The following is a 14,419-nucleotide window of genomic DNA, read 5'->3' on the forward strand; positions in this document are numbered from 1 at the left end:
GACCTCAATCCAATCTTCGCAAGGGTAGTTAACGTTTTTCTGACAACAACTGGCTGACCGCCATGCCGACCTTGCGTACAGCGTCTTCGATCTGGGACGTGGGCTTGGCCGCGTAGTTCATTCGTAAACAGTTCCGGTACTTGCCCGACGCCGAAAAAATGCTGCCCACTGCAATCTGTACACCTTGCTCCAACAACGCGCGATTAAGCCTCAACGTGTCGAATGCCTCCGGCAGTTCGAGCCACAACATAAAGCTGCCCTGAGGCCGACTGGCACGGGTACCCGGCGGAAAATAGCGGCTCACCCAACCCAGCATCAAGTCGCGATTGCGCTGGTATTGCGCACGCATCTTGCGCAAGTGCGGCTCGAAATGTCCATTTTTCAAGAAATCAGCAATCGCCAGTTGCGGCTGCGGCGCCGTGGAGCCGGTGCTGATGTATTTCATGTGCAGCACCCGTTCCAGGTAGCGGCCCGGCGCGACCCAACCGATACGCAAACCCGGCGCCAACGTCTTCGAAAATGAACTGCAGAGCAAGACACGTCCTTCGTCATCGAAGGATTTAATCGTGCGCGGGCGAGGGTAGGTATAGGCCAGTTCGCCGTAGACATCGTCTTCAATGATCGCGACATCGAAGCGCTGTGCCAATGCCACCAAAGCCCGCTTGCGGGGCTCGGGCATGATGTATCCCAAGGGGTTATTGCAGCTGGGCGTCACCTGGATAGCCTTGATGGGCCACTGTTCCAGCGCCAGCTCAAGGGCCTCAAGACTGATGCCGGTCAGCGGGTCGGTGGGGATCTCCAGCGCTTTCATGCCCAACCCCTTGAGGGTTTGCATGGCGCCGTGAAAGCTCGGGGAATCTACGGCTACGATATCGCCCGGTTCGCACACGGCGCGAATGCTGCACGACAGCGCCTCGTGACACCCCGTGGTGATCACCAGTTCGTCAGGCCCTAACTGGCAGCCAGAGTCGAGCAGCAACCGCGCCAACTGTTCGCGCAGGGCCAGCACGCCATACACGGTGTCGTAATACAGACCGGGTAAGTCCTGACGGCGACTGAGTTGCGCCAGGCTGCGCAGCAACGGCTTGATGGTCGGCGTGGTGACATCAGGCATGCCGCGGCCCAACTGAATCACGTCCTTGCGCGGCACCGATCGCACCAGCTCAAGTACTTGCTCCCACTGTGAAATTTCCACCGGTCTTTGGGCGGGCTTGCCCATGCCCGGCAATGCAGGCAGTTCACGCTCCATCGGCACGAAATACCCGGACTTGGGACGCGGCGAGGCCAACCCGTTGTCTTCCAGCAACCTGTATGCCTGCTGCACGGTACTCAAGCTAACCCCGTGCTCGGCACTCAATGCACGCACTGACGGCAGGCGATCGCCCGGTCGATAAAACCCTTGCTCGATCCGTGTACCAATCAGGTCGGCGAGGTTGACGTAGAGGGTCATGGCAGCACTCTGGGCTAGGAGGTGGAGGTTAAAACCAGTTCAGATGCTGCATTTTTCGGTCATTCAGCGCCAAAAGACCGCATCTGTATGCAAGCAAAAACAGTTCCCTGAATCTGTCATGGTTTTATGTTCGGGGCCATCCTTTTGACACGTAGCCATCGAGCCAAAAGGAACCTGAAGATGAATGGTATGAGCGATGTCCGCCTGACACTGCACGGCCCGCAACTGCAAGAAGAGCATGAAGTTTTCAAACGGGCCGGCGCCCCGGTCGGGCTCAGTCGTTGGGGCCTGTTTTGGCACCGCTCACGCACACGCCGCGTACTGCTGTCGATGGACGATCAGCAATTGCGCGACATAGGGCTGAGCCGTGCCATGGCGCAACACGAAGGTTGCAAGCCGTTTTGGCGCTCGTAACCTGCGCGCTCAACGCAACTCTTTGAGACGGTGCCACAGCATCCCGAGTGCCAGCAGGGGAGAGCGCAGGTACTTGCCGCCGGGAAAGGTGATGTGTGGCACCTTGGCGAACAGGTCGAAGCCATCGCTGTGTTGCCCGCTGATGGCTTCGGCCAGCAGCTTGCCCGCCAAATGCGTGGCGTTCACGCCATGCCCGGAATATGCCTGAGCGAAGTACACGTTCGGCTGATCCGGCAAGCGGCCGATCTGCGGCAACCGGTTAGCGCCAATGCCGATCATCCCGCCCCACTGATAGTCGATGCGTACATCGCTCAGATGCGGGAACACTTCCAGCATTTTCGGGCGCATGTAGGCCGCGATGTCTTGTGGGTCGCGTCCCGAATAGTGGCAGGCACCGCCGAACAACAGGCGTCGGTCGGCGGAAAGGCGGTAGTAGTCCAGCGCCACGCGTTGATCGCACACCGCCATGTTTTGCGGCAACAACGCGTGAGCCTGCGCTTCGCTCAGCGGCTCGGTGGCAATGATGTAACTGCCTGCGGGCAGCACCTTGCCGCTCAATTGCGGGTTGAGGTCTTTCAGGTAGGCGTTACACCCCAGCACCAGGCTCTTGGCACGCACTGATCCCCGGGCTGTGTGAACCCGCACTTGCGGGCCGTAATCAATGCGGGTCACGGCTGAATGTTCAAACAGCTGTACGCCTGACTGCGCTGCAGCGGCGGCTTCACCCAAAGCCAGGTTGAGCGGGTGCAAATGGCCAGAGCCCATGTCAATCAACCCGCCCACATACCGGTCAGAACCCACCACGCTGCGCACTTCATGGGCTTGCAGCAGACGGGTTTCATGGCGATAGCCCAGCGCGCGCAGTTCTTCAGCCTCTTGGGCAAACCCCTCAAGGTCGCGAGGCTTGTTGGCGAGGTCGCAATAGCCCCAAGTCAGGTCGCAGTCAATATTGAATCGTTCTACGCGCTGGCGAACGATTTCCACTGCTTCAAGCCCCATCAGCTTCATCTGCCGCACGCCGTCTTTGCCGATGATGCCTTCAAACTGCTCAAGGCCGTGGCCCACGCCGCGAATCAACTGCCCGCCGTTGCGACCGCTGGCACCCCAGCCGATCTTATGTGCTTCGAGCAGGATCACGCTCATGCCACGCTCGGCCAGTTCCAGCGCGGTATTGAGCCCCGAAAAGCCCCCACCCACCACGCACACATCGGCCACCCTCTCACCTTGCAGCACTGGATGGTCAGGCTGCGGCAAGCTGCTGGCGGCGTAATAAGAAGTGGTGTGCTGGCTGCGCTGAACAGGGGCGTTCATGTGCGGGATCCTGATTATTTGTGTTTGGAAAATTTGACGGAGCATAAGCCGTGCCATTCCCATGGGGCAAGAACAGCTGGACGGCGCTGTCTAGGGCAGGGCTTTTCAGGCAGACTCTGTGGCCTTTTGAACATCGGTAGGCGCTGAATGAGCTGTAACAGTCACAAAATCCGCTTTCTCAGGCAGCAAATCCCGTCGTTTGAATGCGTACCGGGCTGCCACGACTGCTGCGGGCCCGTGACCACCTCGTCCGAAGAAATGGCACGCCTGCCGCGCAAAACGGCGGCCGAACAGGAAGCAGCCATGGACGAACTGAACTGCGTTCACCTGGGGCCTGATGGTTGCACCGTGTATGAGGAGCGCCCTCTGATTTGCCGCCTGTTCGGCACCACCCCGACATTGCCGTGCCCCAATGGCCGGCGCCCTGTGGAGATGATTCACCCAAGCGCTGAAAAGCTCGTGCATGAATACATCGCCACCACGCGGCAAGTGCTGGTTTAAACGCTCGCCCCTGTAATGTTCCGGTCAATCCGGGATCGGCAAGTTCAGGCTTTCTTTGACTTCTTCCATCACGATGTAACTTTTGGATTCGCGCACGTGGGGCAGTTTCAACAGAATATCCCCCAGCAATTTGCGATAAGACGCCATCTCACTGATGCGCGCTTTCACCAAATAGTCAAAATCGCCTGACACCAAATGGCACTCCAGCACATGGGGAAGTTTCAGCACGGCACGTCGGAACTCATCAAACGTGTCGCCTGATTTGTAGTCGAGGCTGATTTCTACGAATACCAGCAAACTGCCCTGCAAATGCTGCGGGTTGAGGCGGGCGTTGTAGCCCATGATGATTCCTTCGCGCTCCAGCCTGCGCACCCGCTCGGTGCACGGCGTGGTCGACAGCCCCACCTTCTCCCCCAGCTCGGTAAACGAGATGCGCCCGTCGGCCTGCAGGATGCGCAAAATGTTGCGATCAATCTTGTCCAATTCACGCTTTGTTTGGTGATTTGTACGCATAGGAGAATCTCCTTTGTCAAAAGCGTTTGAGCCGAGAATTGTCGCCAAATATAGCCATTTATACAGTGAATTCCACTAGCCAATGGTTCATATACTGCGCCCATCTTCGCTTTGAACAATAAACGTCTGCGGCTGGCCGCGATGAGGGATATAAATATGCGAGTTATGGTATTGGGTGGCGGCGTAATTGGTACTGCCAGCGCCTATTATCTGGCCCGAGCCGGCTTTGAAGTGGTCGTGGTCGACCGTCAGCCCGCCGTTGCAATGGAAACCAGCTTTGCCAACGCAGGCCAGGTTTCTCCAGGTTATGCCTCACCGTGGGCAGCCCCGGGCGTGCCGCTCAAAGCCATGAAATGGCTGCTCGAACGCCACGCACCTTTGGCCATCAAAGCCACCGCCAATATCGACCAATACCTGTGGATGGCGCAGATGCTGCGCAACTGCACCGCCAGCCGTTATGCGGTAAACAAAGAGCGCATGGTGCGTCTGTCCGAGTACAGCCGTGACTGCCTCGATGAACTGCGCGCCGAAACCGGCATTGCCTACGAGGCTCGCAACCTGGGAACGACTCAACTGTTTCGCACCCAGGCGCAACTCGATGGCGCGGCTAAAGACATTGCCGTCCTCAAGGAATCGGGCGTTCCTTACGAACTGCTCGACCGCGATGGCATTGCCCGCGTTGAACCTGCGCTGGCCAGTGTCACCGACATTCTGGCCGGGGCCTTGCGCTTGCCGAATGACCAGACGGGCGACTGCCAGATGTTCACCACCCGCTTGGCGGAAATGGCGAAAAACCTGGGCGTGGAATTCCGTTTCGGCCAGGACATTCAGCGTCTCGACTACGCGGGCGATCGCATCAACGGCGTGATGATCGACGGCAAACTCGAAACTGCCGACCGTTACGTGCTGGCGCTTGGCAGCTACTCGCCGCAGTTGCTCAAGCCGCTGGGCATCAAAGCCCCGGTTTACCCGCTCAAGGGTTACTCGCTGACCATCCCGATTACCAACCCGGACATGGCCCCGACTTCGACCATTCTCGACGAGACCTACAAAGTCGCGATCACCCGTTTCGACAACCGCATCCGCGTTGGCGGCATGGCTGAGATCGCCGGTTTTGACCTGTCGCTTAATCCGCGCCGGCGTGAAACCCTGGAGATGATCGTCAACGACCTTTATCCTCGGGGCGGTGACTTGAGCCAGGCCAGCTTCTGGACCGGCTTGCGTCCAACCACGCCAGACGGCACACCGATTGTAGGCGCGACCCCGTTCAAGAACCTGTTCCTGAACACCGGCCACGGCACACTGGGCTGGACCATGGCGTGCGGGTCCGGCCGTTATCTGGCCGATGTCATGGCGAAGAAAACGCCGCAAATCAGCACCGAAGGCCTCGACATTTCGCGTTACGGCAACCCTCAGGAGACTGCTAAACATGGCAATCCAGCGCCAGCTCACCAATGAACGCATGAGCCAGATCGTCGTCCACAACGGGACCGTCTACCTGTCCGGTCAAGTCGGCGATGACATGAATGCGGGTGTCGAGCAGCAAACCCGTGAAACGCTGGTTAACATCGAGCGCCTGCTGGATTTGGCAGGCACCGACAAGAATCACATCCTGTCAGTGACCATCTACCTGAAGGACATCGATGCTGATTTCATCGGAATGAACACGGTGTGGGACCAATGGTTGCCCAAAGGCGTGCAGCCCGCCCGTGCCACCGTTGAAGCCAAGCTGTGCGAACCCGAAATCTTGGTTGAGCTGTCGGTGATCGCAGCGCTGCCATAAATGTTGTGCTCCTTAGTAACAGTCCCTCTTGCGGCGCAGGTGGCAGTTAACGCTGCGGGTTGCGCCGTTTTTTTATTCATTAGCCGTTAGAAGCCCGCCATGCGTCCAGCCCGTGCCCTGATCGACCTTCAAGCCCTGCGTCATAACTACCAATTGGCCCGCGAAGTGACGGGGGCCAAGGCCCTTGCCGTAATCAAGGCCGATGCTTACGGCCATGGCGCCGTACGCTGCGCGCAGGCGCTGGAGGACGAGGCGGATGGCTTTGCGGTTGCCTGCATCGAAGAAGCCCTTGAGCTGCGCGACGCTGGCATCCGTGCCCCGATCCTGCTGCTGGAAGGCTTTTTTACCGCGCAGGACGAATTGCCGCTGATCGTCGAGCACGACCTGTGGTGCGTGGTGCATTCGCTGTGGCAACTTGAGGAAATCCTCGACAGCGCGCTCGCCAGCCCCATCAACGTATGGCTCAAGCTTGACACCGGCATGCACCGCGTCGGGCTGCATCCGGCTGACTTTCAGGCGGCTTACCAACGCCTGCTCGCCAGCCCCAACGTTGCCAAGGTGGTGTTGATGAGCCACTTCTCGCGCGCAGATGAACTGGGATGCCGCCGCAGCGAAGAACAGGTGGCTGTATTTGAAGCGGCCCGCGCTCAATTGGACGCTGAAGTGAGCCTGCGCAATTCACCCGCTGTCCTGGGATGGCCGAATGTGCCCAGCGACTGGGTACGCCCTGGCCTGATGCTCTATGGCAGCACCCCGTTCGAAGAGGCTCAGGCACTGGCTGAGCGTTTGCAGCCGGTCATGACAGTGGAATCCAAGGTCATCTGCGTGCGCGAATTGCCAGCGGGCGAACCTGTGGGCTATGGCGCCCGATTCATCACCGAACGCCCCATGCGCATCGGCGTTGTAGCCATGGGCTACGCAGACGGTTACCCACGTCATGCACCCACGGGCACGCCTGTTTGGGTGGGCGGGCAACGCAGCCAACTGCTGGGCCGCGTGTCGATGGACATGCTGTGCATCGACCTGACCGATGTGCCGCAAGCGGGTTTGGGTTCTAGCGTCGAACTGTGGGGCAAAAACATCCTCGCCAGTGAAGTGGCGGCCCATGCTGAAACCATTCCTTACCAGATTTTTTGCAACCTCAAACGCGTGCCACGCCTCTATTCCGGGAGCTGATGGCAGAACTTCCAAACCAGGAGCCAAACGGTTGCGCAGGATTGAAGTCGAAGTGTTGTAAATACTGAACGCTATCGCCATGATGGCGCCAACTCGACCTAAATCTGAACCCCAGGAGGCTCCCGCATTGGACGTCGGTGAACGACTGCAATCCATCCGCAAACTGAAAGGGCTATCTCAGCGTGAACTCGCCAAACGCGCGGGCGTCACCAATAGCACCATTTCGATGATCGAAAAGAACAGTGTCAGCCCTTCGATCAGTTCGCTGAGAAAAGTGCTGAGCGGCATCCCGATGTCGATGGTCGAGTTCTTTTCCGAAGAAATCCTTCAAGAAACACCGACTCAGATTGTCTATAAAGCCAATGAGCTGATCGACATTTCAGACGGTGCAGTGACCATGAAACTGGTCGGCCGCGCGCACCCCAGCCGGGCCATTGCCTTCCTGAACGAAATCTACCCACCGGGCGCCGATACCGGCGACGAAATGCTGACCCACGACGGTGAGGAAACCGGCATTTTGCTGGAAGGTCGTCTTGAATTGACCGTAGGTCTTGAGACGTTCGTGCTGGAAGCGGGTGACAGCTACTATTTCGAGAGTTCCAAGCCGCACCGTTTTCGCAACCCGTTCGACGTCGCAGCGCGACTAATCAGCGCAGCTACCCCGGCGAATTTCTAAGAAAAGAGGCGCCCTGCATGCCCTGCAGAGGCTACCCACGTTGCATTTCGCCACTTATAAGACCCCTTCTACTTTAGGGTTGTTTCAGAGTGGCGGGCTAACCGTTATACTTTCGCCCGCCCGCGAAACCGTGGTTGTGGGCGTGACTAGCCACCATTGAGGGTGAACGCGTGAACCTAATTATGAAAATGCTGGCCGTACCAGCAGCAGTAGTGGCCCTTTGGGCAGTCAACGCTCAAGCAACGACGAACGATGACATCGCAAAACGTCTTGAGCCAGTGGGTAAAGTCTGTATTCAAGGCCAGGAATGCAAAGGGATGGACGTTGCAGCTTCAGTTGGTGGCGGTGGCGGTATGTCAGCAGATGACATCATTGCCAAGCATTGCAGCGCATGCCACAGCACAGGCCTGTTGGGCGCACCGAAAATCGGTGACACCGCTGCCTGGAAAGAACGCGCAGACCAGCAGGGCGGCCTCGACGGCATCCTGGCCAAGGCCATCACCGGGATCAACGCCATGCCGCCTAAAGGCACATGCAGCACTTGCTCCGATGAAGACCTGAAAGGCGCCATCCAGAAGATGTCCGGTTTGAAATAAGCCGAACTCCTGCAAAAAAACCGCTGATGGGCGGTTTTTTTGTGCCTGCCGTTTGAGTACTGCGCACTGACCTTACGCCGCACGGCCGAAAGACCAAGTTACAAACCGCTCAGAAAACTCAGAATTCTCCTACATGCCCCGTACCGGCATGTCGCTAGCATCGCGACACACCCATACAGCGACTCATGCCTGTGTACGAAACTTGTGTTGCCTCACCTCATTCCCGTTGCCAATGTGCCGCCTGCACCCAGCAACGCAAAGCTGTCTCGGCCCTCACCGAACCCGCACGTCCAGAAGGGATGGCACGGGGCAGCGTGTTCGCAAAATCTTGTGCGTTGCCAGACGGGCTGATGGATTTCAGCAATTACAACGCGTTCGTACCCGTAGAAGCGCTGACCCAGTACGGCGAATTTGCCGTGCTGGGCACTGAAACCCACACCGCCTGCGCCCCCGCGGCCTTGCACTGGATTGGGGGCTCTATCAGCGCCAGGCTGTTTGCCGCACGCCTGCAGGGCAGCTTGTCGGTGAAGGCCCCACCGCGAAGCCGGGTCGTCGTCACCGTGCTGATGCCCAGCACCAATTCAGGCGACAGTGCGTTCTACCGTCACGAGCAATATGGCCAACTGACTGACGGCAATACCCGTGTGCGATTAACCGTCAAACAGTTGCAAGACGGTTCCATCAGCGCCTACGGTTTCTATACCGGCACCAAGTCCGAATGGCAGCGCGTCCCCGTCATCGCGGCCCAGGCGCACGATGAACAACGGATCGCCCACGTGGGCAACGGCCTTGAAATAAGCTGGAAACCCACCCCCGACCCGTCGTCCATCGCCCCCCTTGCGCGCCTCGAAGGGGCTTCGCTCAAACCGGCCGCCTGGGTGTTTCCGCCCTCCGAACAGGCTGACAAGATACTGGTCAACCCCGTCTACCCCCCTGACTATCAGGACGCAATCGTGTGGTTTCCGGGGCTTGCGCACCGTGCGCCTGTGTATGTTTCGATCAACGTGCGCTTGCCGGAAAACGACGAACATCACGGCTGACGTTAACCCGCTAGTTCTGTCCCGAGAAGGCCAGACGGGGTTAGTCTTGGCCATTGCAACCAACACCCGTCACGCTCAGTCACATCCCTACACATGGATGGTTTTGGAGGATCAGATGGTGCAGTCCTGTTCAATCGAGCGCGCAGTCGATGACGTATTGGCGCGGCTTCCCTCGCATATTCACTTGGGTTTGCCGCTGGGTCTGGGCAAGGCCAATCGCTTCGTCAACGCGCTCTACCAACGCATCAGGCAACTGCCCGAACGCCGACTGACGATTTATACCGCCCTCAGCCTCGGCCGTCCGCCGCTGGGCGAAGGCCTGCAGAGGCAGTTTTTGGAACCGTTTATTGAGCGGGTGTTTGGCGACTACATTGAGCTGGACTACCTCGCAGACCTGCACCGCAATAGCCTGCCGGACAACATCCGCGTCGAGCAATTCTTCATGCAGCCGGGTAGTCTGCTCAACAGCCCGGCAGCTCAACAAGACTATGTCAGCAGCAATTACAGCCACGCCGCGCGCGACATTAACGCCAATGGCTTGAATCTGGTGGCGCAGCTCATTGCCCGTGATCCGCAGGATGCCAGCCGCCTGAGCCTGAGTTGCAACCCCGATATCACCCTTGATCTGTTGCCGATGATCGCCAAGCGCCGGGCCGCAGGCGAGACTATCTTGATGCTGGGCCACGTGCACTGCGACCTGCCGTTCATGCCCGGCGACGCCGAGATGAACGCCGAGGATTTTGACCTGCTGATCGATGAGGAGGAGCGCACGACGCTGTTCTCCACCCCCAATATGCCCGTGAGCCTGCAAGACCACTTTATTGGCCTGCACGCCAGTACCCTGGTGCGTGATGGTGGTACGTTGCAAATCGGAATTGGCGCTATGGGTGATGCGCTGGTGGCCGCCTTATTGGCGCGTCAGGCTGACAATTCGGGATACCGCGCCGTGCTCGACGACCTGGACATCAGCCCTTGGCACCCCCTGATCGAAGCAGAGGGCGGCATCGTGCCCTTCGCCCAAGGCTTGTACGGTTGCAGTGAAATGTTTGTCCACGGGCTCATGGTTTTGGTGGACGCGGGCATCGTGCGGCGCAAGGTGTACCCGGACGCCGAACGTCAGGCGCTCGCCAACGCGGGCATGCTTGACGAGAGCCTGCACACTGACGGGGTGTGCGTGCATGGCGGCTTCATCCTCGGCCCTGCCAGTTTTTACCAGCGCCTGAGGGAAGTGCCGCACAGCAAACGCAGCAAATTCAACATGACCGCCATCAGCTTTATCAACGAGCTGTACGGCCATGAAGCATTGAAACGCCTGCAACGCCGCAACGCGCGCTTTGTGAACAGCGCGTTCACCATGACCCTGCTCGGCGCCGGGGTGGCCGATCAACTGCAAGACGGCCGCGTACTCAGCGGCGTGGGCGGGCAATACAACTTTGTCGCGCAGGGGCACGCCCTGCATGACGCGCGCTCGGTCATCATCCTGCGCAGCTGGCGCGAATCGGGCGGGGAGGTGAGCTCCAACATCGTTTGGGAATATGGCCACTGCACCATCCCGCGTCACCTGCGCGACATCGTGATCACCGAATACGGCATCGCTGATTTGCGCGGCAAGACAGACCGCAAAGTCATCGAAGCCTTGCTCAACATCACGGACTCACGCTTTCAGACCGCACTGATCGAGCAGGCTCAGCACATCGGCAAGCTGCCCAACGACTTTTGCCTTGATCCGCGCTTCGCCAACAATAGCCCGGAGCGCTTGCAGGCCATTGCGGCACGCCATCCGCACCTGTTCCCGGAGTACCCGCTGGGCTGTGATTTCAGCGCGCAGGAGCAAGACCTGCTGCGAGCCCTGAACTGGCTCAAAAGCAAATTCAAACTCACGCAGATCTATGAGCTGGGCAAGGCCACCTTGGACGCACCGGCACCCCACGCCTTCCCGGAACACCTGGAACGCATGCAACTGGCCACGCCCAATGGCCTGCGCGAAGAGTTGTATCAACGGTTGCTGCTGGCGGGCTTACAGGCAACCGCCAAGCCGCGCTGAAACAACGCAGGCACGCACGCTTTTTAGCCGCTGGCGGCGCACTGCCGTGGCCAGCCGCTAAAAAGCAGCGCCTTACTCGATAAAGGTCACTTTGCCGTCAGTCAGGGACTTGACCCGTGCCAGCGACTCAACGCGATAACCCTGGGCGTCCAGTTCGGCGCGGCCGCCCTGGAACGACTTCTCGATCACGATGCCCAGGCCCGCAACGGTCGCACCGGCTTGCTTGATGATCGAAATCAGGGCCTGCGAAGCTTTGCCATTTGCCAGGAAGTCGTCGATCACCAGCACGCGGTCGGTGCTTTTGAGGTGACGCGGCGAGATCGCAACGGTGCTTTCGGTCTGCTTGGTGAACGAATAAACGGTCGCCGTCAGCAAGTTCTCAGTCAGGGTCAACGACTGGTGCTTACGGGCGAAAATCACCGGCACGCCCAGGTTCAAGCCCGTCATCACTGCAGGGGCAATGCCCGACGCTTCGATGGTGACGATCTTGGTGATGCCCGCATCTTTGAACAAACGCGCGAACTCGTCGCCGATCTCTTTCATCAATTGCGGATCGATCTGATGGTTCAAAAAGGCGTCGACCTTCAAAACCTGATCGGAAAGCACGATGCCTTCTTCGCGAATTTTCTTGTGCAGTGCTTCCAACGTAACGTCCTCAAATAGCGCTTATGCGCTGAAGGTAGAGTGAAAAATAGTCGATTTTAGCGTTTAAGCATGGCGCGTATATCGGCCAATGCCGTATTTCCGCGAACCGCTTTGACTTCGGTAGGGGTGTCGTCGTTACCTTCCCAGGCCAAATCGTCCGGGGGCAGCTCATCCAGAAAGCGGCTAGGCGCGCAATCAATGATCTCGCCGTACTGTTTGCGCTTGGCGGCAAAGGTAAACGCCAGCGTCTGACGTGCGCGGGTAATCCCGACGTAGGCCAGGCGCCGTTCTTCTTCAATGGTGTCGGCTTCAATGCTGGAACGGTGCGGCAGGATTTCTTCTTCCATGCCCATGATAAACACGTAGGGAAATTCCAGGCCTTTGGACGCGTGCAAGGTCATCATCTGCACGCCTTCGGCGCCGTCTTCCTCTTCCTGCTGGCGTTCGAGCATGTCGCGCAACACCAACTTGCCAATGGCCTCTTCGATGGTCATGCCGCCGTCTTCGTCTTTTTCGAGGGTGTTTTTCAACGCCTCGACCAAAAACCAGACGTTGGCCATGCGGTAATCCGCCGCTTTCTCGCTCGAACTGTTGGTGCGCAGCCAGTTCTCGTAATCAATGTCCATGATCATGCTGCGCAGCGCGGCGATCGGGTCTTCACCCGCGCACTGCTGGCGGATGCGGTCCATAAAGCGCTTGAAGCGCGCCAGCCGGTCGGTGTAACGGGTATCCAGGTGTTCGCCAAGGCCGATTTCGTCGGTAGCGGCGTACATCGAAATTTTGCGCTCTGTGGCGTAGTTGCCGAGTTTTTCCAGGGTTGTGGAACCGATTTCCCGGCGCGGCACGTTAATCACCCGCAGGAAGGCGTTGTCGTCATCCGGGTTCACGATCAAGCGAAAGTAAGCCATCAGGTCTTTGACTTCCTGACGCCCGAAGAAGCTGTTACCACCGGACAGACGATACGGAATCTGATGGTGCTGCAATTTCAGCTCAATCAGTTTGGCCTGATAGTTCCCGCGATAGAGGATCGCAAAGTCGCTGTAGGGCCGATCGGTGCGCAGGTGCAAGGTGAGGATTTCAACCGCCACGCGCTCGGCTTCAGCGTCTTCGTTTCGGCAGCGAATGACCCGCACTTCGTCGCCATGGCCCATCTCGCTCCACAGTTGTTTCTCGAACGCGTGCGGGTTGTTGGAAATGAGCACGTTGGCACAACGCAGGATACGGCTGGTGGAGCGATAGTTTTGCTCCAGCATCACCACTTTCAGGGACGGGTAATCGTCCTTGAGCAGCATCAGGTTTTCCGGGCGGGCGCCGCGCCAGGCGTAAATCGACTGGTCGTCATCGCCCACCACGGTGAACTGGTTGCGCGTGCCGATCAGGTACTTGACCAACAAGTACTGGCTGGCGTTGGTGTCCTGGTATTCGTCCACCAACAGGTAACGGACCTTGTTCTGCCACTTTTCGAGGATGTCGGCGTGTTCTTCGAACAGCTTCACTGGCAACAGGATCAGGTCGTCAAAGTCCACTGCGTTGTACGCCTTGAGCGTGCGCTGGTAGTGGGTGTAGACGATAGCCGCCGTCTGCTCTTTGGGGTTGCGGGCGTCTTCAAGGGCTTTGGCGGGCAGGATCAGGTCGTTTTTCCACGAGCCGATCATGTTCTTGATTTCATCGACCCCGTCGTCGCCCGCGTACTCCTTCTGCATGATGTCGGTCATCAACGCTTTGACGTCCGCTTCATCAAAGATCGAAAAACCCGGCTTGTAGCCCAGCCGCGCATGCTCCTTGCGGATGATATTGAGCCCCAGGTTGTGGAACGTACTCACCGTCAGGCCTCGGCCCTCGCCCTTTTTGAGCAATGTGCCGACCCGCTCCTTCATCTCGCGCGCCGCCTTATTGGTAAAGGTCATAGCGACGATGTACTGGGCGCGGATGCCACAGTTCTGGATCAAGTGCGCGATTTTGCGGGTAATCACGCTGGTTTTGCCCGAGCCCGCGCCGGCGAGCACCAAAAGAGGGCCGCCGACGTAGCTCACGGCTTCTTGCTGCCGGGGATTGAGTCGGGACATGACGAGTCAGGGGGTCGTATCTGAAAAGGGCGGGCATTTTAACAGGCTGAGCAAATATTGCTGCCACTCTGCGACAGTGTGACGTAGCACTCTGTCTAAATTTGCTGCTTTTGTTACTTTCGCGCAGGATGCCGGGCGAATTTGCGGCTAACGTTCGATGTAGGCCGCCAACCTGTATTTGATAACCAATGTCATTTGCCAATG

The 14,419-nt window shown here is 58.5% G+C and carries 14 protein-coding genes; 9 read left to right on the forward strand and 5 right to left on the reverse strand.

Annotated features, from left to right (window positions below; genetic code table 11):
• Positions 1 to 28 precede the first annotated feature (28 nt).
• Positions 29 to 1,450, reverse strand: coding sequence for a PLP-dependent aminotransferase family protein (locus tag HBN68_RS02105; RefSeq protein ID WP_094991826.1), 1,422 nt, complete (start codon positions 1,448 to 1,450; stop codon positions 29 to 31).
• Between the two features lie 180 nt (positions 1,451 to 1,630).
• Between HBN68_RS02105 and HBN68_RS02110 the strand changes: the two genes are divergently transcribed.
• On the forward strand, positions 1,631 to 1,864 hold the full coding sequence (locus tag HBN68_RS02110) for a DUF1127 domain-containing protein (protein WP_094991827.1): 234 nt from the start codon (positions 1,631 to 1,633) through the stop codon (positions 1,862 to 1,864).
• Positions 1,865 to 1,873: 9 nt separating this feature from the next.
• Here HBN68_RS02110 and HBN68_RS02115 read toward each other — a convergent pair whose 3' ends face one another.
• Positions 1,874 to 3,175, reverse strand: coding sequence for an FAD-binding oxidoreductase (locus HBN68_RS02115; RefSeq protein ID WP_094991828.1), 1,302 nt, complete (start codon positions 3,173 to 3,175; stop codon positions 1,874 to 1,876).
• Between the two features lie 147 nt (positions 3,176 to 3,322).
• Between HBN68_RS02115 and HBN68_RS02120 the strand changes: the two genes are divergently transcribed.
• Positions 3,323 to 3,676: a YkgJ family cysteine cluster protein gene (locus tag HBN68_RS02120; protein ID WP_094991829.1), complete on the forward strand. Its 354-nt coding sequence runs from the start codon at positions 3,323 to 3,325 to the stop codon at positions 3,674 to 3,676.
• A gap of 24 nt (positions 3,677 to 3,700) precedes the next feature.
• Here HBN68_RS02120 and HBN68_RS02125 read toward each other — a convergent pair whose 3' ends face one another.
• Complete coding sequence (locus tag HBN68_RS02125) at positions 3,701 to 4,189, reverse strand: Lrp/AsnC ligand binding domain-containing protein (RefSeq protein ID WP_047278794.1); 489 nt, start codon at positions 4,187 to 4,189, stop codon at positions 3,701 to 3,703.
• Between the two features lie 156 nt (positions 4,190 to 4,345).
• Between HBN68_RS02125 and dadA the strand changes: the two genes are divergently transcribed.
• The 7 genes from dadA to HBN68_RS02160 all read left to right on the forward strand — a co-directional run bounded on the left by dadA (position 4,346) and on the right by HBN68_RS02160 (position 11,504).
• A complete protein-coding gene (gene dadA / locus HBN68_RS02130; RefSeq protein ID WP_094991830.1) occupies positions 4,346 to 5,647 on the forward strand; it encodes a D-amino acid dehydrogenase in 1,302 nt (433 codons plus the stop codon).
• Positions 5,619 to 5,972, forward strand: a complete 354-nt coding sequence (locus HBN68_RS02135) for a RidA family protein (protein WP_094991831.1) — start codon at positions 5,619 to 5,621, stop codon at positions 5,970 to 5,972. Before dadA ends, HBN68_RS02135 begins: the two co-directional genes overlap by 29 nt.
• A gap of 99 nt (positions 5,973 to 6,071) precedes the next feature.
• Positions 6,072 to 7,148: an alanine racemase gene (alr, locus tag HBN68_RS02140; protein ID WP_169962376.1), complete on the forward strand. Its 1,077-nt coding sequence runs from the start codon at positions 6,072 to 6,074 to the stop codon at positions 7,146 to 7,148.
• Positions 7,149 to 7,275: 127 nt separating this feature from the next.
• Positions 7,276 to 7,824 carry a cupin domain-containing protein gene (locus tag HBN68_RS02145; RefSeq protein WP_047278802.1) on the forward strand — a complete coding sequence of 183 codons (549 nt, stop codon included), beginning with the start codon at positions 7,276 to 7,278 and terminating at the stop codon, positions 7,822 to 7,824.
• A gap of 182 nt (positions 7,825 to 8,006) precedes the next feature.
• Positions 8,007 to 8,420, forward strand: a complete 414-nt coding sequence (locus HBN68_RS02150; protein WP_169962558.1) for a c-type cytochrome — start codon at positions 8,007 to 8,009, stop codon at positions 8,418 to 8,420.
• A gap of 350 nt (positions 8,421 to 8,770) precedes the next feature.
• Positions 8,771 to 9,460 carry an S-type pyocin domain-containing protein gene (locus tag HBN68_RS02155; protein WP_169962378.1) on the forward strand — a complete coding sequence of 230 codons (690 nt, stop codon included), beginning with the start codon at positions 8,771 to 8,773 and terminating at the stop codon, positions 9,458 to 9,460.
• A 115-nt stretch (positions 9,461 to 9,575) separates the two neighbouring features.
• Positions 9,576 to 11,504 carry an acetyl-CoA hydrolase/transferase family protein gene (locus HBN68_RS02160; protein WP_169962380.1) on the forward strand — a complete coding sequence of 643 codons (1,929 nt, stop codon included), beginning with the start codon at positions 9,576 to 9,578 and terminating at the stop codon, positions 11,502 to 11,504.
• Positions 11,505 to 11,576: 72 nt separating this feature from the next.
• Here HBN68_RS02160 and HBN68_RS02165 read toward each other — a convergent pair whose 3' ends face one another.
• Together HBN68_RS02165 and rep are read right to left on the reverse strand one after the other, a co-directional pair.
• Positions 11,577 to 12,149, reverse strand: a complete 573-nt coding sequence (locus tag HBN68_RS02165) for a xanthine phosphoribosyltransferase (RefSeq protein ID WP_047296491.1) — start codon at positions 12,147 to 12,149, stop codon at positions 11,577 to 11,579.
• Positions 12,150 to 12,205: 56 nt separating this feature from the next.
• The gene (rep, locus tag HBN68_RS02170) at positions 12,206 to 14,215 is read right to left on the reverse strand and encodes a DNA helicase Rep (protein WP_094991836.1); all 2,010 of its coding nucleotides are present in this window, start codon (positions 14,213 to 14,215) and stop codon (positions 12,206 to 12,208) included.
• Between the last annotated feature and the right edge of the window lie 204 nt (positions 14,216 to 14,419).

It is taken from the genome of Pseudomonas sp. WS 5078 (assembly GCF_012985745.1).
Lineage (GTDB): Bacteria > Pseudomonadota > Gammaproteobacteria > Pseudomonadales > Pseudomonadaceae > Aquipseudomonas > Aquipseudomonas lundensis_A.